Annotated in this window: 25 protein-coding genes; 8 read left to right on the top strand and 17 right to left on the bottom strand. The window is 40.1% G+C overall.

The window, feature by feature from the left end; translation table 11 throughout:
* The first annotated feature begins 102 nt into the window (after positions 1–102).
* From W293_RS0115750 to W293_RS0115720, 7 genes are all read left to right on the top strand, one after another.
* Positions 103–1,089, top strand: a complete 987-nt coding sequence (locus W293_RS0115750) for an RDD family protein (protein ID WP_227502416.1) — start codon at positions 103–105, stop codon at positions 1,087–1,089.
* Between the two features lie 235 nt (positions 1,090–1,324).
* Positions 1,325–1,729 (top strand): 30S ribosomal protein S6, encoded by a 405-nt coding sequence (gene rpsF / locus W293_RS0115745; protein ID WP_025653341.1) that lies wholly within the window; start codon positions 1,325–1,327, stop codon positions 1,727–1,729.
* Positions 1,730–1,745: 16 nt separating this feature from the next.
* Entirely contained in the window at positions 1,746–1,976 is a 231-nt protein-coding gene (gene rpsR, locus W293_RS0115740; RefSeq protein ID WP_025653340.1) for a 30S ribosomal protein S18, read from the top strand.
* A 20-nt stretch (positions 1,977–1,996) separates the two neighbouring features.
* Entirely contained in the window at positions 1,997–2,512 is a 516-nt protein-coding gene (rplI, locus tag W293_RS0115735; protein ID WP_025653339.1) for a 50S ribosomal protein L9, read from the top strand.
* Positions 2,513–2,835: 323 nt separating this feature from the next.
* Positions 2,836–3,186, top strand: coding sequence for an IS630 transposase-related protein (locus W293_RS0115730; protein WP_025653338.1), 351 nt, complete (start codon positions 2,836–2,838; stop codon positions 3,184–3,186).
* Complete coding sequence (locus W293_RS0115725; protein ID WP_156915680.1) at positions 3,161–3,685, top strand: IS630 family transposase; 525 nt, start codon at positions 3,161–3,163, stop codon at positions 3,683–3,685. Before W293_RS0115730 ends, W293_RS0115725 begins: the two co-directional genes overlap by 26 nt.
* Before the next feature lie 235 nt (positions 3,686–3,920).
* The gene (locus W293_RS0115720) at positions 3,921–4,145 is read left to right on the top strand and encodes a hypothetical protein (RefSeq protein ID WP_025653335.1); all 225 of its coding nucleotides are present in this window, start codon (positions 3,921–3,923) and stop codon (positions 4,143–4,145) included.
* Between the two features lie 35 nt (positions 4,146–4,180).
* On the opposite strand, the gene W293_RS0115715 is transcribed toward W293_RS0115720, so the two are convergent.
* The 3 genes from W293_RS0115715 to cobT are packed head-to-tail and all read right to left on the bottom strand — an operon-like array spanning position 4,181 to position 6,761.
* The gene (locus tag W293_RS0115715; protein WP_025653334.1) at positions 4,181–4,771 is read right to left on the bottom strand and encodes a histidine phosphatase family protein; all 591 of its coding nucleotides are present in this window, start codon (positions 4,769–4,771) and stop codon (positions 4,181–4,183) included.
* A gap of 35 nt (positions 4,772–4,806) precedes the next feature.
* Positions 4,807–5,694, bottom strand: coding sequence for an adenosylcobinamide-GDP ribazoletransferase (gene cobS / locus W293_RS0115710; RefSeq protein WP_051395176.1), 888 nt, complete (start codon positions 5,692–5,694; stop codon positions 4,807–4,809).
* Positions 5,694–6,761: a nicotinate-nucleotide--dimethylbenzimidazole phosphoribosyltransferase gene (gene cobT, locus W293_RS0115705; RefSeq protein WP_037026424.1), complete on the bottom strand. Its 1,068-nt coding sequence runs from the start codon at positions 6,759–6,761 to the stop codon at positions 5,694–5,696. Before cobT ends, cobS begins: the two co-directional genes overlap by 1 nt.
* Positions 6,762–6,870: 109 nt before the next feature.
* On the opposite strand from cobT, the gene W293_RS0115695 reads away from it, so the two are divergent.
* Positions 6,871–8,007, top strand: a complete 1,137-nt coding sequence (locus tag W293_RS0115695) for a glycerate kinase (RefSeq protein WP_025653331.1) — start codon at positions 6,871–6,873, stop codon at positions 8,005–8,007.
* Between the two features lie 140 nt (positions 8,008–8,147).
* Here W293_RS0115695 and W293_RS0115690 read toward each other — a convergent pair whose 3' ends face one another.
* From W293_RS0115690 to W293_RS16645, 14 genes are all read right to left on the bottom strand, one after another.
* Positions 8,148–8,405: a hypothetical protein gene (locus W293_RS0115690; RefSeq protein ID WP_025653330.1), complete on the bottom strand. Its 258-nt coding sequence runs from the start codon at positions 8,403–8,405 to the stop codon at positions 8,148–8,150.
* A 355-nt stretch (positions 8,406–8,760) separates the two neighbouring features.
* The gene (locus tag W293_RS0115685; protein ID WP_025653328.1) at positions 8,761–9,099 is read right to left on the bottom strand and encodes a RidA family protein; all 339 of its coding nucleotides are present in this window, start codon (positions 9,097–9,099) and stop codon (positions 8,761–8,763) included.
* 75 nt (positions 9,100–9,174) lie between these two features.
* Positions 9,175–10,422, bottom strand: a complete 1,248-nt coding sequence (locus W293_RS0115680; protein ID WP_025653327.1) for an NAD(P)/FAD-dependent oxidoreductase — start codon at positions 10,420–10,422, stop codon at positions 9,175–9,177.
* A 355-nt stretch (positions 10,423–10,777) separates the two neighbouring features.
* Positions 10,778–11,500, bottom strand: coding sequence for a hypothetical protein (locus W293_RS0115675; protein ID WP_156915679.1), 723 nt, complete (start codon positions 11,498–11,500; stop codon positions 10,778–10,780).
* A gap of 161 nt (positions 11,501–11,661) precedes the next feature.
* Positions 11,662–12,063, bottom strand: a complete 402-nt coding sequence (locus W293_RS0115670) for a hypothetical protein (RefSeq protein ID WP_156915678.1) — start codon at positions 12,061–12,063, stop codon at positions 11,662–11,664.
* 227 nt (positions 12,064–12,290) lie between these two features.
* Positions 12,291–13,406 carry a DUF2931 family protein gene (locus W293_RS0115665; RefSeq protein ID WP_025653324.1) on the bottom strand — a complete coding sequence of 372 codons (1,116 nt, stop codon included), beginning with the start codon at positions 13,404–13,406 and terminating at the stop codon, positions 12,291–12,293.
* A 47-nt stretch (positions 13,407–13,453) separates the two neighbouring features.
* Positions 13,454–13,858, bottom strand: coding sequence for a hypothetical protein (locus W293_RS0115660; RefSeq protein WP_025653323.1), 405 nt, complete (start codon positions 13,856–13,858; stop codon positions 13,454–13,456).
* A gap of 230 nt (positions 13,859–14,088) precedes the next feature.
* Positions 14,089–14,517: a transposase gene (locus W293_RS16865; RefSeq protein WP_264673016.1), complete on the bottom strand. Its 429-nt coding sequence runs from the start codon at positions 14,515–14,517 to the stop codon at positions 14,089–14,091.
* A 70-nt stretch (positions 14,518–14,587) separates the two neighbouring features.
* Entirely contained in the window at positions 14,588–14,938 is a 351-nt protein-coding gene (locus W293_RS0115645; protein WP_025653320.1) for an IS630 transposase-related protein, read from the bottom strand.
* A gap of 520 nt (positions 14,939–15,458) precedes the next feature.
* A complete protein-coding gene (locus W293_RS0115635) occupies positions 15,459–16,202 on the bottom strand; it encodes a hypothetical protein (protein ID WP_156915677.1) in 744 nt (247 codons plus the stop codon).
* On the bottom strand, positions 16,159–18,684 hold the full coding sequence (locus W293_RS0115630; RefSeq protein WP_025653317.1) for a hypothetical protein: 2,526 nt from the start codon (positions 18,682–18,684) through the stop codon (positions 16,159–16,161). The genes W293_RS0115635 and W293_RS0115630 overlap by 44 nt, the downstream gene beginning before the upstream one ends.
* Before the next feature lies 1 nt (position 18,685).
* Complete coding sequence (locus W293_RS0115625; RefSeq protein WP_025653316.1) at positions 18,686–19,432, bottom strand: hypothetical protein; 747 nt, start codon at positions 19,430–19,432, stop codon at positions 18,686–18,688.
* Positions 19,433–19,464: 32 nt separating this feature from the next.
* Complete coding sequence (locus W293_RS0115620) at positions 19,465–20,094, bottom strand: DUF2345 domain-containing protein (protein ID WP_025653315.1); 630 nt, start codon at positions 20,092–20,094, stop codon at positions 19,465–19,467.
* A gap of 26 nt (positions 20,095–20,120) precedes the next feature.
* Positions 20,121–21,310, bottom strand: a protein-coding gene (locus tag W293_RS16645; RefSeq protein ID WP_101210725.1) for an IS3 family transposase whose coding sequence is annotated in 2 segments (ribosomal slippage) — positions 20,121–21,052 and positions 21,052–21,310 — 1,191 coding nt in all. Because the reading frame shifts where the segments join, the coding sequence is not laid out codon by codon here.
* Positions 21,311–21,375: the final 65 nt, after the last annotated feature.

Genomic DNA, 21,375 nt, shown 5'->3' with positions numbered 1-21,375 from the left:
TTGAAGATACAACCATTAGGGTCTATTTGAAAAATCTTGAATAGACCCTAATACTATGTCTTACAGTAGCGACTTAATATATGACTAACTATGCAGGCAATTATGCAGATTTTCCTAGCTCGAAATAACGTACAAGCCGGTCCATACACTTTGGATCAGCTCAATATTATGCTGACATCTGGTGAGGTTTTGCTGGATGATTTGATCTGGCACGACGGCTTAGACCAATGGCAGCGAGTTGGCAATTTAACCAATAACCAACGGGCGTATCGACCTGCCAATATCAGCAGCCCTGAAGTTAATGACTCTATTATCAATAATGTCACCGTGTTTCCCGAAGATGCTGAAACCAGCAGCGCTAAAGACGGAAAAAGCGTGTCATTAGACAGACTATATGGCAAGCCTGAACGTCCAAAAGATAACGCTAAAAATGTGAAAGTAGATATGACAAGCAACCGTCATCATACACCGCATAATAACGTGTCATTAGATAAAACGGCTACCAATAAGAAAAGTACAGCCAAAGACAAAGTCGTTGGCAATGTGGTGCTTGCGCCTATTATGTCGCGCGTATTGGCGACTGCACTCAATGGCTTATTATACCTATTAGCTATCTTTCCACTGGTGTTGGCATTGACCAAAATGGATGTGGATTATAGCAAATTCCAAAATATTCAAGATATGGACACCGCTTATCAATATTCGATGACGCTGATGGAGAGTCTTCCTAGTAGCACATTGATGATATCGCAAGTCATGGTCTTTGGTTTGTTTGCGCTACAATTGATATTTATCACTTTGCGTGGTCAATCATTAGGTAAGCTGATTACGGGTATTCGGGTAGTGGATCAGAACACGCACCGCTTGCCTTCTTTTCTTAAGCTTATCGGTACGCGTACTTTGCTGTTGTTTATCATTTACAACTTATTGTTTTCATTCACCAGCTTCTTAGGCTTTGTGATTGTTGCCATTCATTATTATATGGCGTCTAAAAGCCCGCAAAACATCGGTTGGCATGACAAACTTGCCAAAACCTTAGTGGTAAAAGCGGATAGCAGTCAATTGGTCAAACAACCAAAAGTAAAATAGTCAAAAATATCGCACCTTAAAAACACAGATGCTATGAGAAAAGCAGCGCTTAGCCGTTGCTTTTTTCGTTTATTAGCAGTAGTCGCGTATTAACCTTTGTTTTAGTGCCTGACTACTGCTATAATATGGCGCTTTATAACCTAAGCTTACCCTCTCTCTATGAGACTGAGTTTACCTTATAAATCTCCTTGCTATTAACATAGGGTTAATAGCTACTAATCCGTAAGGAGTCCAAATGAGACATTACGAGCTGGTGTTAATTGTACACCCAGACCAAAGCGACCAAGTGGTCGGCATGGTCGAACGCTATATCAAATTGGTTCAAGACAATGGTGGTGTTATCCATCGTCTAGAAGATTGGGGCCGTCGTCAACTGGCTTACCCGATCAACAAAATCCACAAAGCTCATTACGTTCTTTTCAACGTTGAAACTGACGGTGAGACTTTAGCTGAACTTGAAGAATTATTCCGTTATAACGACGCGATCATTCGTAGCCTAGTTATGCGCCGTGACGACGCTGTCACTGAAGAGTCGCAGTTAGCCAAGAATGCCGATGAAAAACGCGCACGCAAAGCAACTACTCGTCGTCCAGACAGTCGTGAAAACGATAATGACGACAACGACAACAGTGAAGACTAATTAAAGGAGAATACTCATGGCACGTTTCTATCGCCGTCGCAAATTCTGCCGTTTCACTGCTGAAGGCATCACTCACATCGATTATAAAGATGTTGAATTGCTAAAACAGTACATCAGTGATAATGGCAAAATCGTACCAAGCCGCATTACCGGTACGTCTACTAAATACCAGCGTCAGCTGGCGACTGCTATCAAGCAAGCTCGCTATCTTGCGCTACTTCCGTACACTGACAACCATCAGGGTTAACCGTTAACTAGGAGTGACTCATGCAAATTATTTTGTTACAGCGTATCGTCAACCTTGGTAAACTCGGTGAAACTGTCGATGTAAAACCAGGTTACGGACGTAACTTTCTTATCCCTTTGGGCAAAGCACTACCTGCTACTAAAGCTAACATTGAAAAGTTCGAAGCACGTCGTGCTGAGCTTGAAGCTGAAGAAGCTAAAGAAGTCGCTATCGCTCAAGAACGTGCTGATGCATTGACTGATGTTAATGTTATCATGCGTGCTAAATCAGGTGACGAAGGCAAGCTATTTGGCTCTATCGGTACTCGCGATATCGCTGAAGCATTGACTAACTCAGGTCTAGAAGTAGACCGTGCTGAAATCAAGCTACCTGAAGGCACTTTACGTCAAATTGGTGAATATAATGTTGATATTCAACTACACCATGACGTTACTGCTAGCATCTTAGTGACCATTCTTTCTGAAGATGGTGATAACGAAGATTCAGCTGAAGAAGACGAAGCACAAGACGAGAACGAAAACTCTTCTGAAGAGTAATCTTCAAAATATCTAGGGCGTGTCTTCATTTCAAAAATGGCGACAAAAATGAGATAAATTGCCGTCAAACAAGAAAAATAGCGTAGATAATATCAGGATATTAACAAGCTATTTGACGATGTTTGGCAAGATTTAGCCATTTTTAGCCCATTTAGATGACTATCGAGTGAATTGAAGACACGCCCTAGTTCAAGTCTAAAAAAGAGCCAGTAACTTATGTTGCTGGCTTTTTTTATGTCCTTTCTGTTGTTTTTTTAATATAGTCAATCCCACTTAAAAATGTTATAAACTAATTATCAAATTCAATTGTTATTATAAAGACCATGACTTACTCACTAGATTTTCGTATGCAAGTTCTTAAAAGTATAGATGATGGTATGACCTTTGCCGAGGCAGCTGAATTCTATAATCTCAGCCCAACCACCATACAGAACTGGAAGAGACGTGTTCATAGCAAAACAACCAGGCAAACCAAACCCTATAAAATACCAGATGACGTGCTACTGAATGATGTCAAAGAACATCCCGACGATTACCAGTATGAGCGAGCACGTCGTCTAAACTGTAGTAAAACAGGCATTCATCATGCCCTAAAGCGTCTAGGCATCAGTCAAAAAAAAGACTTTAGAACATCCAAAAGCGTGTCCGATCAAAAGAGCGATATATCAGAATAAGCTTGAGCACTTTAAGCAGCAAGGCTACTCCATTGTATATATGGACGAAAGCGGCTTTGAGCACGAGACCATTCGCTCTCATGGCTATGCACCGATTGGTGAGCCTTGTATCGATAGCTACAACTGGCAAGGTAAAAAGCGAACCAACGTTATCGGTGCTCTGTATGAAAAGATGCTGTTTGCAATTGATTACTTTACGCACAACATTAACAGCAGCATATTCTACGACTGGTGCAAGTTCACACTTATTCCAAGTCTTAAAACTAAATGCGTGATTGTAATGGATAATGCTAGATTTCATAAGAGTAAGCGTATTCAAAAACTATTAAACAGGCATGGTCATCGTATTCTATGGCTGCCACCCTACAGCCCTGATCTGAACCCTATCGAAAAGAAATGGGCTCAGGTGAAGTTTCTACGCCAAGGCTGGATGGAAAATGACTTATCCAAATTGTTTTATGATATTTGTCCTGGCCATAACAATTTTATTTTGAGCTGACTATAGTATAGAGATGAAGCAACCATAACGATGCGATCCTCATACAGCTGATATCTGACTAAAACCCGTATTCAAATCTTCTTTGTCATACCAAAGTCTATGTTGATAGTATTCAGCAACAAATAACCTAAAAACATATACTTAACAATAAGATACTCCCTATGAAAGCCTCTTTATTGTCACTGATTAAGTTGATATTATAATTCTATCTTTTTTATAGATAAGACAGGATCATATGATAAGCACTAACGATAAGTTACTTTGCACACAAGGTAATGACTTTTATTTAGAAGGTGAAACCTATACGGTAGGTCGGATCGTTAATGATAAATACTTTCAATTATTAACGGGTAGCAATGACGATCATTGGTATGCGACTTTAGATGATAAAGGTATTTATGTCAGCTTCGATTCTATGACTGCTCAAAGCAAAAAAGCTTGGTTCGATAAGATAGCTTAATAAAACGCTCATTTATGAGTACATATCATAGCTCTTTACAAGGACTGGTCATCATATATGGCCAGTTTTTTTGGATGAAAATCTAATCTACTACGTTGCTGATAGCTTACAGGTCGAGACCAATCAGCTGCTATCTTTGGCACACTCTGTCCAGCTTCAATCATCTTAGCTGCTGTTATCCAGCCAGCATGACCGACAGCTAGTATTGATGTGTTGTCTTGTACGGCTGAAGCTTTATTTAACCAGCCTTCAACACGGTCAAATAACCCCTGCAAACTTTCCCCATTATCGGGCGCAAAGTCAGCAAAATTATCACACCAGTCGTCAATCTCTTGCTTAGCGATTTGCTCCCAAGGTCGTCCATCCCATTCGCCAAAATCAATCTCCACAAGCTCAGGCGCGACTCGACAGTGAAAACCTCGTTGCGCTAATATCTGCCCAACTTTCAATGAGCGTTGTAATGGGCTTACCCAAATGACTTTAGGCAACTGATGCAAACGGGCAAAGCGCTGTATTTTATTAGCCAGACGCTTAATTTTGCGTTTATCGACATTGATATCCGTCTGTCCGATGCAAAACCCATTAGCTGCAATAGGCTTTGGATGACGCCAGATATAAAGAATCATTGATTAATTAGCCTTTTCTAAAGATTTCTTTTGAATTATAAAAAAGGTATAGCCGCTGCCAAACCTGCATATATCGCAACTTCGCTAAGCTGTTGTGTCGCCCCTAGTCCATCACCCGTATAGCCATCAAGACGCCTACGTAATAAGCGCCGCATATACTCAGTGGCAACTAAAGCCAACACTAAGGCCAATAGCCATTGACCGATGCCAATCTGCTGTATGGCATTAGGAAATATAACCATCATTAAAACGCCTGCCACCAGTAACCAGCCGCTACTGAACAATCCTTGTAACGCTGTCAGCTGCTGCGCCATAGGTTTGGCCTTGGCATGCTCTATCTCACCGCCATAAGGCAATAGAGCAAGCAGGCTAATACATAGCAAACGTGAAGCCGTATGTCCGATAATCAGTGCGACGATAGCCACCGATAATGACATGCTGGCTAATAAGGAAATCTTTAGCAGTAATGCTGACACCAAACCTAACACGCCATAGGTGCCCAAGCGCGAGTCTTTCATAATAGTCAGCGTGCGCTCGCGAGTCAGACCACCGCCCAAACCATCGCAGCTATCTGCAAGACCATCTTCGTGAAAAGCGCCCGTAAGCTTAATCCCAAAAGCCGTACTCAGTACTGCAGCAACTAGAGGCGTAAATAAAATACTACCGAGCCAAAACACGCCAGCGCAAAGTAACCCAACCAACAAACCGACTGCGGGGAAATGACGGCTGCTCTCGTGTAGCCACTGCGGATTATAGTTTTTGAATGACGGTACAGGCAATCGTGTCAAAAACTGAGTGGCAACCAGTAATAATAGCCATTCATGCTTTATAAATTGCCCAACACTTAGTTTAGACAATGACTGCTGTGAAGGCTCTGGTTGATTTGATAGCTTTTTTGATTCTTGCTTTAGTGGCTTTGACATTAGTTATTTTGCTCACTAATACCCGCCTCACTAAAGCTTGCCATCTCATTGATAATGGCACAAGCTGACTGCAATAGCGGGTATGCAAGCGCGGCCCCACTACCCTCGCCCAAGCGCATACCCATATTGAGTAATGGCTCAGCATTCAGCAGCTTTAATAAATGCGCATGCCCCGGTTCAACCGAATGATGGGCAAAGATAGCATATTGAGCAACACCGGGCGCTAGGCGCTCAGCAGCCAACAACGCGCTACTAGCAATAAAACCATCGATTAATAAAATGCAGCGTTCACTGGCGGCCTGAATCAGCGCACCTGCCATCATGGCTATCTCAAGTCCGCCTAATGCCGCAAGTATATCAAATGGTGCTTGCACTTCACTGTGCCGCGCTAATACTTGCGTTAAAATATCTGTCTTATGCTGTAGCCCTGCATCATCAAGACCAGTACCACGACCAATACAATCAGCAATTGCTACATTACCCAATCGTGCCAATAAAAGACTCGCCGCTGAAGTATTACCGATACCCATCTCACCGACAATTAATAGGTTGCCAACCATATCCTTTACTACGTTCATACCGTTTTCTAGCGCAGCTAAGCATTCCTGCTCTGTCATGGCAGGTTCTGTTAGCGCATCTCGGCTACCATGACGGACTTTGTAATCGAGCAATTGTGGATGGTCTTTAAAAGGAGAACTGGCAAAGTCTGCATCTACACCAGCGTCGACTACCTTTAGCTCGATATTGTGCTGACGCGCCAAAACGTTGATAGCAGCACCGCCCTGCAAAAAGTTATAAACCATCTGCGCAGTGACCGTACTAGGATACGCGGATGTGCCATGCTTGGTTAGACCGTGATCGGCGGCAAACACTCGAATCTGTGGTTGGGTAATATTCGGTGTAAGCGTCCCTTGGATCATGCCCAATTGCAGTGCCAGTGTCTCTAAGCGACCCAGTGCGCCAAGTGGTTTGGTTTTTAGATCTATAATTTGTTGTAGCTGCTGACGTAGGTCATTGTTTTCTATATTGGCAATAGTGGGCGCAGTAAATGTGATCAAGGCAATCATCCTAAAGGTTATAAATGAAACAGGAGACTATGGTAGCAGATTATCCAATTTATAATGATATGATTGGCCTAATTGCACAATTCCAACTCGCATAATCGTAGAGTATTTCATGAAAATTTTAATCGCCCCTGACTCATTTAAAGAAAGCCTAGAAGCATTGGATGTCTGCCACGCTATCCAGTCTGGATTCAGTCAAGTGTTTCCTGACGCTGACTATAAGCTGCTACCCATGGCAGATGGCGGTGAAGGAACTTCTGCAGTATTGTCTTATGTACTAGGTGGGCGCTGGAAAAACGTGGTGGTGAACGATCCACTCATGCGACCAATTACTGCCAAGTACCTGCTATTAAAAAATGAGACAGCCGTAATTGAAATCGCTCAAGCCTGTGGTCTGCATTTATTAACGACTGAAGAAAGAAATCCATTAATTACGAGTAGTTACGGCGTTGGCGAACTTATTGCGGATGCTTTAGATGAAGGCGTTAAACGCATCATTATCGGTCTGGGCGGTAGTGCCACCAACGATGCCGGTCTTGGTATGTTGATGGCGCTTGGCATGACGTTTCATGATAGTGACGACAATACGTTAGCCCAAGGCGGCGGCGCGCTGGCCAACTTGCAACGATTAGATGCGACAAACTTCCATACTAGTGTGCTGGAGACAGTATTTGAAGTAGCCTGTGATGTCACCAACCCTTTATGTGGCGAGTTGGGTGCCAGTGCAATATTTGGCCCTCAAAAAGGCGCCAGCCCGCAACAAATCAATGATTTGGATAAAGCGCTAACGCATTTTTCGAGTGTATGTGAGCAACATGGCTATCAGAATTACCAAGACATAGCGGGTGCTGGTGCTGCAGGTGGTCTTGGCTATGCGTTAATGAGCTTTTGCCAAGCTGAGTTAAAATCAGGCTTTGATGCAGTGGCAAAAGTTACCAACTTATCACAGCATATTGCAAATGCTGATCTGATTATTACTGGCGAAGGTAAGCTTGACGTGCAGTCTGCTATGGGCAAAGTAGCTAGCGGTATTAGTCAACTCGCCAAGTCTAGTCACAAACCTGTGATTGCTATTTGTGGTAGCGTTGACGGACTCAACCCTGCTCAGACCAGCCAATTCGATGTTGTCATGCCTAGTATTCAAAAATTAGATTCTATTGATAAGGTATTTAAAAACGCTTATAAAAATATCGAAACGACTGCGGTCAATATTGCCGCAGCGATACGCTTGGGTCAAAGTATGAAGTAGCTGTTAATACGTCTCAATTACTACTCGATGATAACCGCAAGCAACAATATAAAGCCAATTTCTTGACTATCAATCAATGGGCGCTACTCATTCCAAAGCGTGCCCATTTAGAGCCCTATCGGTTTAATTGAGGACGTGCTCTAATATCCAACAGCTGACTGCATTGGCATTAGCATAGCGCCTATAATCAATAACGGGATGGCGATTAAGGTTTTCAAAAATGGAGACTTGGTCTTTTCCCATCTGGTAAAAACGAAATACAAATTAGCAAAAGGTACAAATAAGTACATGAGTCCCCAAGCAGTCGACTCTTGAAAGGCAATGATAATCAACTTAATCCCGTAAATTATACATATAATTAAAGCGATAAAAAATAAAGCAATTCCTACGATTCCCATACTGCACTCCTCAAAGACATCTTTATGTAAAGTAAACTATCAGATTTATTGCTGAAACATAATAACAGCTGACTTAGAGAATGTATAATAATATTAGACATATGTGCAACAAATTTAATCGAGCTTACTTATCGATATTACTTTTCACTGACTATATATTCTTTGACTTTGGCGTCGTACAAGTTGCAAGTATTAAGCACAAAACAATAGATATTAATAAATCCGCTAAAAAAGCGGCTTATTCATACTACTGAATGTTAGAAAGTACGCTTAACTTTAACGATCTGACAAATAAAAAAGGACACGATATTGCTATCATGCCCTCTTTATTCATACCTATACTACAATCAGTCTATTACTCAGCCGCGATGGCTATCATCTCAACCAGTAGTTCAGGACGCGCCAATGCTGACTCGCCACAAGCACGCGCGGGCGGCTGGATACCCTCAAACCAGTTATCCCATACTTCGTTCATTTCGGCAAAGTCCGACATGTCTTTTATCCAGACTGTCACTGATAGCAGTTTTGACTTGTCGCTACCCACTTCTTCTAACAACGTTTGGATCTTTTCCAAACAAGTCAAGGTTTGTGCTTTGATGTCATCTTCCGCATTGCCTACTTGACCACACAAATAAACGGTCTGATTATGAACGACAATTTTACTCATACGCTGATTGCTATGTAGCTTTTTTATCATATTGTATACCTTCAATTTATGAATTTAAGTCTTTGTTGAGCTATTCAGATATGCTGTTAATCTGATATGAGCTTAGTTAGAAAAACGTTGAGCGCTAAAGGGCGCTACATCTACCAGTACCGGCTTGTCATGAATCATCTCTTCAACCAAACGACCTGTCATCGGCCCTAATGTAAAGCCTTGATGACTGTGACCAAACGCAAACCATAGTTTGTCATGCTTGTCTGCAGGGCCAATAACTGGCTTCATATCCGGCATACAAGGGCGTGATCCTGCCCATGCTTCGCTCTCAACCGCATCTTCTAATGGTAAGATTTTGCGAGCAAACTTCAATACCGTTTTTAATTGACCGAAGTTCTTTGGTGCATCCATTGTGGTCATCTCGGCACCGGTCGTGATGCGAATACCTTGCTGCATTGGCCCCATGACAAAGCCTTTATCCATATCAAACATACTGTGATTGATATTGTTTTTATCAGTCACTTTAAAGTGCTGATGATAGCCACGCATCGGGAACAAGGGTAAATTGTAGCCAAGTGGTTTGATCAAGTCATTAGACCAAGGGCCTGCTGCAATCACCAACTTATCACTATAGTAAGTGTCATTATCAGTGATGACTTTCCAACCTTCACCGTCTTGCACGATTTCTTTTACATCACTCTCTTTTATCGTGCCCTTCATGTCTTGGAAGTTTTTCGCATAGGCTTTTACAAGCGAGCTTGGGTTTGACACTTGCCAAGAGTTTTTCCAATGAATTGCACCAACGAAACCTTCAAAATTGGCGCTAGGCTCCATGGCTTTTAATGCTTCAACGTCTAATACGTTATGCTCAACGCCTTGGTTACGTGCAGCGATGGCTGAAGCAATTGCTTCTTTAAAGGTTTCTTCAGAACGATGCAGCTGTAACCAACCATCACGAGTGATAAGCTCATCAGCGCCAGACGCTGTAATCATGTTCTGATGCTCACTGGTACAATGCGCAATCAGCGTTTGCCACTCTGCTTCGATCTGCTTAACAGTCGCAGGCGCAGAGTACTTCCAATACTGCAATAGCGCTTGATGATAACGCAAGATAGCTGGGATACGATAGCGAATATCCGTCCCTTGGTTGGGTAATACTCTGATCATCTCAGTCAACTGACGCGGAAATGGATGCGTATGAATCGCTTCGCGCTGGATGAGGCCTGCATTGCCATATGAGGTCTCTGACCCGGGTAGCTTTTTGTCTAACAACAACACCTGCGAACCGTTCTTTTGTAGATGCCACGCAATCGATGTGCCAACCATACCAGCACCAATAACAATAACCTCATAGCGCATAGAATATCCTTTCCTGATAGGTAGTAGAGTCTTGCTTAATAGGGGGTGATAATAACGCGAACCTGACAATTAATAAACCCATATCTAACGGATTTTTTTGTTATCAGATACTTTTGGTTATAGGATTTTATACAAAGTATTTTGGAATGGAATAAGGTTAGTAGTGAGTAGTGAAGAAATCGTCATCGTTTCAAGAAAAAACGTATTTAGATAATCAGTTATACCTTTAATGAAATAGATACCTTCTTATCATTTGATTCGTATTTTTCTCATTAATATAGTCAATTAGACCATATAACTCTAGGTAAAATAGACTTAAAAAATAATTTTAAAGTAATTAGAAAACAACTTCATTTTACGGCTCGTTTTTAGCAAATAGCTGCAACCAGTCACTGAGACCATTAATATCAAAGGCTTTTGCACCATAACCAATACTTAGTAAATCCTCAGGCAGATATTCATCAAACTTCTCGATTATCTTATTGGGTACATTCTCGGAAAGTTCAGTCGCAATTGGCAAAGGTTTATGAGTTAACGCTTGTAAGAATTTCATAACTTGCACTGAATCGGTTTTATTAACACATATCACGCCCGCATACCTCTCAGTAGAGAAATTATGTTGCATCAGCAGGGCTGCTAAGGTGTTGACAATTTTATCACCGCGCCACATAAAGATATAAGTATTACCATCTTGGTCTATAAGTGGTCGATGACGCAGTTGACACCTATCAAAAGTATCAAGGCTTTCTGCGAACAGCTCGCGTGCTATTTTATCAGCGAAATCGACTTTTTTATCACCGACTGCAATACGATAATCGCCACTAATTAATATGTCATACATTTCTTGACGCACTCGGTCATGTATCGACATACCGCCGCTGTCAAAAGCGGGAGGCACACCGCCACCTTTAGCGGCAACGACATAGACGACTTTTTTATCCATATCTATATCTGCTACTTGCCAGCGCCTACCGCCAAAAATAATGTACTGTTTAGGTATGAGCACAGTTGTAACAGGTAGCGTGCCTAGCGTTTTACTACCAGCCACAAGACGATATTCCTCTGGCGTTTTAAACACCGCATAATCATATAGTAGCGTGGTGCAAATATAATCGTAGTCCAATTGATTTTTTTATCTCTCATAAATAAAGACCTAAAATAGTTTGGGAGTGATCTAACGTGACGGATTAAGATATTGTTCATATCCTATCAACGATGGCACCTACTTTATAAATATAATTAGGTAAGTCTAGGATCTTTAGGCACACCACTACTACAGTTGAATTTTTTTAAACCAACAGGTAAGTCATATTTTTTCCAATAGCTCCGAAGCTCAGGAGTTGTCAGTGATTTACCTTGACAGTCCCTAGGGAGCACTGCTTTATCACCCTCACAGACATAATATAAAGTGCCCTTAGGTAAGTTATTTTCTTTCCAAAAAAAGTTTGCTTGCGATTTAGGCACTGGATTGAAACGACGTTCTCCTGTTTTCCAACTTGTTTGAGTTGTACACTCGCTTAACACACCTATATCGTTAGTGAGATATTCAGTCTGTTCTCCTGAAAAGACTCCAGAAGGAGGTAGACATGCCGATAACCAAACTATGTTTGCTGACAACAATGCTAACTTAAATGATTTCACAACTAATTCCCTTTTAATAGTTAACCAGAGATAACTGTACGGTAAAATTGACAGGTATACGGATTGATTCTTAGGATACCAACTGGTATGAGCTCCTCCTTGAAACTTTTTGCCCGACTTTATTTTATCATTGTACGTAGATTTTTTAGTCTGATTCACGCCATTCGTTAAATATCTAAAAAAAAGCACCTCTTAATAAAAGAAGTGCTGTTGTCTTTAGACATAATTTATTTAAACCAAGGATATTCATCATCCTTAAGTACCCGATAGTCACTATCGTATAGGGGTAGATCTCTTTTAGTTATACCATTGTCCAGATAGGCGACGATTTGACCGTCTATTATATCTATAACCAAAGCGGCAGGTCTTTTATCTTCTGCAAAATACTGTCTAAAGATATTAAATATCTCTACATCACCCTCAGGTTGTTCTCTTTGATCTGGATCGTTTTGAGTAACAATGATGTTGCCTCTATAACGCTTGCCCTCTCTTTTAAAGTATATTCGATACCATGCAGGGACTGTTTGTTTGTCAGTATAGACTGATAAATCAAGTTCAGGTTTTGCTATGAACGACATATTCCCATTTATTAAAAACTCAGTATAACCATGTAAGTCAAGCGTAGTGGCTAAATGCCAAGGAAACTTTTGGGTGTTAAACGCCTTCCATCTATCGTACGGAACAGTGCCATCAGCTCTTTGCACTTGAATATGCTCAGGTAGCTTGTCAGTAAAGCCTGCTAAATATTTTTCTTCACTTAATCCCTCAGGATTGAAGTGATTAGCCTCTGCGAAGTACTCCCATGAGATGTCCACTTCTTTAGCCTGAAACTGTGCCACTTCTTCTACTTGTGCCCAGCCAAGGCGCATAGAGACAAAACCACCAGGAGCTAAGGCGAAATGAATCTCCTTAAATTTTTCTGTTTTTAACTTGTTTTCTATATCCATACTTAATTTTCGATTAAACTCTCGTAGAATTATTTCTTTAGGTATTCTCGCTCTGACATGATAGTACTTACCTTCGGTAGGCGACAGCCAAGTTAGATTAATACCGTCAGGTAGCATCGATCCACCACCTGCTTGTGCCCCTGCTGATCGCCAACCGCCATTTGCGTGAGCTGTAAATCCTATTCTTGCGCCATTGTCGTACATCCAAAAGGATTCACCTGCCACCAGCTCTACTGGATAATGACGCGGTGCAAATATAAAGGTTTCCCATGGGGTCTTTTGCTCATTCATAAACTTATCCTTTATAGAGGTGGCTAAGGTTTTGCCCTGCGATGATAGACACGCCGATAATAAGAGAACGACAGCGGAGAGCGCGATTAATAGGATTGATTTCATGTGCTGTCTCTTTAGACTTCATATCGGTTACGATTAATTTGATAAACCTAGCTATCATTTGCTACTTTTGGCACACCGCTACTACAATTAAATTCAGTTGTTCCTACTGGTAGATTGTATTTCTTCCAGTAGCGACGTATCTCAGGTGTGGTCAGTGGTTTACCCTGACAGTCTTTAGGCAGGACTGTTTGAGCACCTTCGCATACATAGTATAAAGTACCCTTAGGCAAATTGTTTCTTATCCAAAATGCATTAGCTTTACTTTTAGCAACGCCATTAAAAGTTATTTCTCCAGTCATAGGATTTATCTCGTCAGTGCATTCGTTGACAATTTGACCTAGATCATTTTTTAGATAGTCTTTTTGCTCGCCAAAGAGTTGACCTGTAGGCGTAAAACACGCGGTTAAGCTTAAGGTGCAAATAGAGAGTGTAAATAGTTTTATTGATTTCATAGTAGCTCCTAGTTGTGAAAATTAACCATCAATGACTTCACGATAAAATTGGTTAGTTTCTGGATTAATTCTAGGTATACCAACTGAAATGACATCATCTTTGACACCTTGCCCAACCTTAGTCGACCATTCTAAATATTTATTAAACATTGTGTTTCTTAGGTTAACATCTTTCACGCTAACGTAAGGTTGTAAATTCTGATCGTTATTAACTATAGTAGCGTATATAGTCAGCTCAAAATAAAATTGTTATGGTTAGGACAAACATCATAAAACAATTTGGATAAGTCGTTTTCCATCCAGCCTTGGCGTAGAAACTTCACCTGAGCCCATTTCTTCTCAATAGGGTTCAAATCAGGGCTGTACGGCGGCAGCCATAGAATACGATGACCATGCCTATTCAGTAGCTTTTGAATACGCTTACTCTTATGAAATCTGGCATTATCCATCACAATCACGCATTTGGTTTTAAGACTTGGGATTAGCTTGTGTTTGCACCAGTGATAGAAGACGATGCTGTTGATGTTGTGCTTAAAGTAATCTAGGGCAAACAGCATCTTTTCATATAGAGCACCGATAACGTTGGTTCGCCTTTTACCTTGCCAGTTGTAGCTATCGATACAAGGCTCACCAATCGGTGCATAGCCATGAGAGCGAATGGTCTCGTGCTCAAAGCCGCGCGCGTATATATAGACAATGGGGTAGCCTTGCTGCTTAAAGTGCTCAAGCTTATTCTGATATATCGCTCTTTTGATCGGACAGGCTTTTGGATGTTCTAAAGTCTTTTTTTTGACTGATGCCTAGACGCTTTAGGGCATGATGAATGCCTGTTTTACTACAGTTTAGACGACGTGCTCGCTCATACTGGTAATCATCAGGATGTTCTTTGACATCATTAAGTAGCACATCATCTGGTATTTTATAGGGTTTGGTTTGCCTGGTTGTTTTACTATGAACACGCCGCTTCCAGTTTTGTATGGTGGTTGGGCTCAGATTATAAAACTCAGCTGCCTCGGCAAAGGTCATACCCTCGTCTAAGCTTTTTAGTACTTGTTTGCGAAAATCTAGCGAGTAAGTCATGGTCTTTATAATAACAATTGAATTTGATAATTAGTTTATAACACTTTTAGGTGGGATTGACTATATATTAATTAATCTAAGCTCTACACTTTCTGTAACATCAGAATTTACTTCAAAGTAGGCATTTTCGTACGATCGATTGGTAGGATCCGACTTTTTTATATTCTCGATTGAAGAGCTAACGATATCGTAAGTGAAAGATATTAACAACATGAAACCTAATAAAAGGATAACTCTCATAGTCATAAAGTCAGTTCCTTTTATTATGGATTGACTATATCTGTATCTGCTTTTAACGATGATTGAGTAGTATTCGTCCCTAACTTTGAGTTTATGTCATTGCCATTATGGACATCAGTTACAGGAAGTTGAACAGTAGGATCGCTACAAGCTTGTAGAGCCAATATAACTAGTATTTTTTTCATAAAATATAAATTTCTATCCAATATAATCTTCCAAGGCTTTAAAACGAAGCCCTATGCTTACTTATAATAGGCATAGTACTAATTTTAATAAAAAATCACTCTATATCAAGATAATCAATATCTTCACATGTTTCGATAAGATCTGCATCTATGCGTCGATACGCATAAGCTAATCTAGCCTGCTTTAACTCATTATCCCAAATACTTAGATGCTCAGACTCTATGCTTGAACAAGTATTTAAATAATCAGATTTGTTATCAGAATTTAGATCTAATCCAATCATTTTGCCGTTTTCAGTAAAAATCTTGATATCTTCATTTTTAAACACATAACCGTTTACCGTATATTGAAAATTCTCTGAAAATACCGCTGTATGCGTGTATTCTTGAGTATTAAAATATTCATTACATAAATTTATCTGATCTGGATTAACTTCAATACTTTGAAGTTTGATTATAGGCACTTCTGATGTATCTAAATCTAGAAAAAATCCTTTTTTTATATTTTCAGGATAGTTAATGCAAGCAAGCGTTTTATCATTCTCTTCTATTCCTATAGTATTGAAGCTCCCACCAATTGCATAGCTTTCACTATCTTTAAGTACAATAGTTTCCTTATTCAAGTTTTCTGGTAATACAGCAGTTTCTTCATTTACTTCTTCTTTTAACAATAAATCTGACTCCTTATCTACTGCTTCTAGTGTAATAGTTTCCTTATCTACTTCTTCTAACTGTGTGCAACCTATTATTAGACTTAATAACAATAATTTAACTACTACATATTTAAGCTTCATATTATCTTCCAGTTTGTGACCAATGCGGCTTGTCTTTACTTCCATACCAAATAACGGATACTTTCTTCCCAGCAGCAACTAAATCATTAAATTCATTTATCTTATATTTGTTACCATTTAAACTAATTGTCTTACCTGAATAGTTAGTGACTGTCATATCTACTGCAAGGCCTACATTATGGTTAGAATTAGATGGTTTTCCAACAGGGTTGCCTCCAATACCATAAGAAGCATGCATAGCTCTAGCAGCTTCAACAGCTTTACTCTTATTTCCACCATGAGTCCAATCAATATTGACACCAGGCCATGGAGGAACTTTTTCTGGACTAATTTTGCCTCTTTTTATATTAGTTGAATAGTACATTAGATAAGATCTTGCATCAGGACGATATGTAGTAGAAATACGAACTGAGATGTTAGCAGCTTTCAATGCACTAATAAATTTCTTAGCATTAGATTTAAACGGTTCTGATAAATCATCTAAACTTGTACTTGCTTTAAACCTGCTATGCCAATGTGCACCACTTGGATCTAACTTAGGCTTTTTAGCCTTATAAACATAAGCAACACCGTTTTTATCACTATTAGCGATGATAGTACCTTTCTTAATTTCCTTACCATTCTCGTTAACTATCACCGCAATGCTGATACCCACATCTGAATCATGCGTACGACCTCTTGTGCCATCACTACCAGTAGTAGAAGCATTTTTGCCATACTTAGTAGATTGAGTCCAATAAGTTAATCCTGATAAAGGCTTATCTGTTGCTTCATCTAAAAACTTAATCGTGATCTTTGCTTGTTTCGTCCTAACTTCATGTGTTGGGCCTTGTTGTGTTACTTTGTCATCGCGTATGACAGTGCCTTTATTAACTTCACTTGAAGTACTAGGTTTTGTAGAGCTGGGCTTTTGAGAGGGCGGCGTAGTTGAGGGCGCATTACTAGTGGAAGCAGAGCCTGTTGAACTGCTATTATTTTCAATCAGTTTATCAGTGCTGTATGTCCATTCAGTTGAGCCATCAGTGACAATATTACTGGTAAATTTATTTGCGGCTACATGAATGACTTTTAGTTGCTGTCCCGCCAGTGCTTTAACAGTGGCTATGCCTCTTGCATTGGCTTTTCTAATCTCAGAGGTACGCCCACGGTAGACGGTTTTAAACTCGTAATTAGGTACAGGCTTTTTGTTTTTATCAATGAATATAAGTTGTAGGGTTACGACAGGAACTTTAAGTACTTTGGTCTGTCCGTTCAAGTCTCCTGTCACTGGAAATGCCATGCTGTAGATTGATTGCTTTTTACCGCCGTCATCATCAAGATAAACACTGATAGATTGGCTAATATCAGCTTTTATACCTGACTCAATACCTGAGCTGTCAGTTCGATGCGGTTTGATATTGTTTTTATACTCAAGGTGGTAGGTTGCTTTTGGCAATGGTTTGCCCGTGTCTGCTTCTACTAGTTTTATGTTAAAGGTGACTTCATCAATTTTCTCATTATTATCGCTACCTTCACTGTGTTGATTTGATCCAATTGGTTCAACGCTATTGGTACTGCTATCGGTATCTTTACTTTCTTTAGTAGTTTGTAATTTTTCATGTTTTGATAGTTTGGAAGAATACTTGCTTTCACCTAGATATAATATCTCATAACCTTGTAGCTGATCTGCTTTTTGAATTATTGTTTCAACAAGATTGGCATCTATTTTTAACTGAATTTTTGCTTCTGGATGTCTGACTATTATGGGTAAATTACCATCTTTGTCTGTTTTATGAGTAACTACTATTTTACCCAAATTAAATGTACCCTTAAATTCAGAGCTGATTTCAACTTCTTTGTTAGGAATGCCAACTTTTTTAGCATCTACAATTTTCACGTATACTTTTCGTTTACAACAAGTTTGAAGGTTATAATGAGCAAATAGACTCATATATTTACCAACACTGGTTTTATTACCGTCAACTTTGTTAATTTTTCCATTTGATGTCAGAAAATCTACTACAGCATCATCACCTTTTAGGTGTCTAGCTGCAATGACTCCCGATTCTGTTACTTCAAAAGGATCAAGATCTTTCGCTTCTGTAATAGTTTTACCATAAAATTCATTTGCATTTATATTTCTCATATAGTTGCATAAGCGGTCAATCCAATATTGGATTGCTTTCAATTGTATTTCACCACTATTTCTAAAGACATCAAATGATGAAGCACCGTACTTATTAGTCCAATATTTATCTTTTTTGTTTCCCCAATCCTGATGTTCACCATTTCTAGTTTTGTCTTTTTTATAACAACCTACATCTTCTAGTGCTATCTCAGAAAATTGGAATAGCCCTACATAGTCCCAAGGGTTCAGCCTTCTAACAGATGCTGGATTGTCTACATACCCGCCTTCTTTGTTTTTACCCTTATAAGTATAAGAATAGCGTAGATCTGAGGATGATTCTTGTCTAGAAACCGCTCTAATGTAGCCGACTCTATCAGGAGTATAAGTAACATCTTTAACTGGTTTTACTAGTGAGCTCATATTACTTTTCCCCCGTTATTGATAACTGTTTTTTACAAGCATTAGGAGCGTAGCTATGATTTAGAGGATCTTGTTTATCAATATATTTTCGTAATAGCTCTTTAGTACGCTGCTCATTACCCGTTATATTATCTTTGATAAATGAACAACCATCGTATAGCATACCTGTCATATTATAATTGGTTGGATTAAAGATATAGAATACTTGCCCTATAGCACACTTATTATCGAAGCAAATCTCGTTGAATACATACTTTTTATTAGTGCTTATATCTTGTATATATACTCCTGCATTTTGAGAACCCAGTGCATAAAGTTCTTTTTTAGCAAGATCTATAGGGTTGACGAGTTTGGAAATCATTTTTTGAAAGGCTTTGTCGTATCTTTTATCATAATTAGGATTACTACCTTCTATCGTTGGCAATTTCTCATTCACCAGTTCAAATGGATAAGTAGTGAATTTCCCATCGCTATACTCATAATCTACATACCGAAAAGGAACTTCATCGATTGCCAGTTCTTTATTTAGTTTATCGATATAGCTCACTGAATCTGGTTCATTGGTTTGGTTGAAAGATTCGTTTACTTCTTCTTTTGGATTAGGAATCATCTTAAGCTGAACGCGTGGTATGCTATCTAAATAATTTTGATAATCTTCTTCGTTTGTGGTTTGAGCTACACTGATGAATGGTATAGTAAAGAGGAATATCGAAAAGAAGCATAGATTTTTATTGCTTAATAAGTACATAGGTTATCCTATAAATTTACTCTGTAAGAGGTCTAACAGCCAAAGTCGTCTTCATCATGTGCATGATTATCGCCACAATCTTCAAATAGGTCTTCAATAGAGCAATTATTGCACTCCATCTGATCTGATACATCAGTGACCTTAATCTCTCCTTTATGGTTCACGTTGCCAAGAATCTCTAGCTCAACCTTCTCAGCTTTATCTCCAAATACTCTTAATGTCTGACCCTCTTCATCAAGTTTACCCTCAAACTCTGTTCCTTTAGAGTGATTAATTAGCTTGTAACTGATGCCTTGGTCTATTAAATCTTGTGGCAGTAATTTTTTAAGATCAAATGCTTTACTAAACAACCCCGAAGTCGGCAAAGCAATTACTGGCGCATTAACCTTACCACCCATTACCAAACTCTTCTTCACCGCCTGAACCTTAATCTCCCCCGGACACACCAGCTTAATCCCGCTCTCATCAATCGTTAAGGACGCCCCGGCGCTGGTCTGAAACTGAATGCGTTTGGGGCTTGCGATGTTCACCTGTCCTGACTCGCTACCGATGGTCATGGATTGCTGGCTGTGCAGTTGCAGCTCACCGCCCTGTGCTTGTATCGCTAGTGGCTTTGTGTTGGCACTGATATGTAAACCCGATAACTGAGCTTGACCACCCACCCCTGCTAATGACTTGTAGTGGTCAACTAATTTAGGACACCTGATAAGAGGTTTTGATTAAAGTAACGTCTTTCTGTTTCAGCTGGTGTTAAATAATTGTTGAAAGTGTGCGGTCTCACGGTTTGATAGTAGCCCCAGATATAATCACTAATGGCACTTTTAGCCTCAGCGATATTCTCATAACCGCCCTTTGGCATCCACTCTGTTTTGAAGCTTCTAAAGAAGCGCTCAGTTGGGGCGTTATCCCAACAATTTCCACGACGGCTCATACTCTGTGTCATACCGTCGCAATCATCGATTGATTCAGCAAATTTCTTACTGGTGTAATGCGTGCCCTGATCTGAGTGAAATAACACACCACTTGGTTTGAGTCTCGTCTGATACGCCATTTTCAGAGCGTTACCTGTCAGAATACTATCGGGTGAGTCTGAGACACTAAAGCCCACCACACGACGGGCGTACAGGTCTAAAACAACGGCTAGGTAACACCAGCCGCCTTTAATGCGAATATAAGTGACATCGCCCGTCCAGACTTGGTTGGGCGCCGTTGGGCTAAATCTGCGTTTTAAAAGGTTGTCATGGGTTTTATGTTCCTGATCAGCGTGCTTGTATTTGTGGGTCTTGAGCTGGCAACTGACCAGTTTCATTTGCTTCATAATCTTGGCAGCTAAGTAACGCGTTAGCCTAATACTGTGCTCATTCCACAGGATGGCGACAATGGTGCGAGCCCCAGCTGATTGTTTGGAGTCATTGAATATTTGACGTATCAAGGCTTTGAGTTTGACACGTTCAATATCGATAGGCTTAGTCTGTGTGCCATAGTAGTAGCTGCTTTTAATGATGCCAAATAAGTCACATAGTCGGCGTTTACTGACGCTTTTGTCTTGCTCTGCAAGCTTGCTTATCAGCGATAGCCGTTCAGGCTGTCCAAGGCCAGCAGAGCAGAAGCCTTTTTTAATATGTCGCGCTCCATAGTGAGTCGCTTAACCTGCTTACGCAATTCTTGTAGCTCGCGCTGTTCATCCGTTAAAGCGTTGCCGACTTTAGGTGCTTGGCCATTCGTTTCTTGTCGATACTGACTCAGCCATTTCTGCAGGGTGGATTTGCCAATGCCAAGTGAGCTTGCTACATCAGGTATTTTACGCTTATGCTCAGTCACTAAGCTGATGGCTTCAAGCTTGAATTCTCGGGTATATTGATTGCGATTGTTGGTCATACTAGTTTCCTTCTTTGGGTTATTATAACCTCTTAGAAGCTGTCCAATTTTATTATGCCACTACA

The sequence above is a fragment of the Psychrobacter sp. TB67 genome, assembly GCF_000511065.1.
GTDB lineage: Bacteria > Pseudomonadota > Gammaproteobacteria > Pseudomonadales > Moraxellaceae > Psychrobacter > Psychrobacter okhotskensis.
The sequence above is the reverse complement of the archived record's forward strand: the minus strand, read 5'-3'. Positions and strand labels throughout refer to the sequence as shown.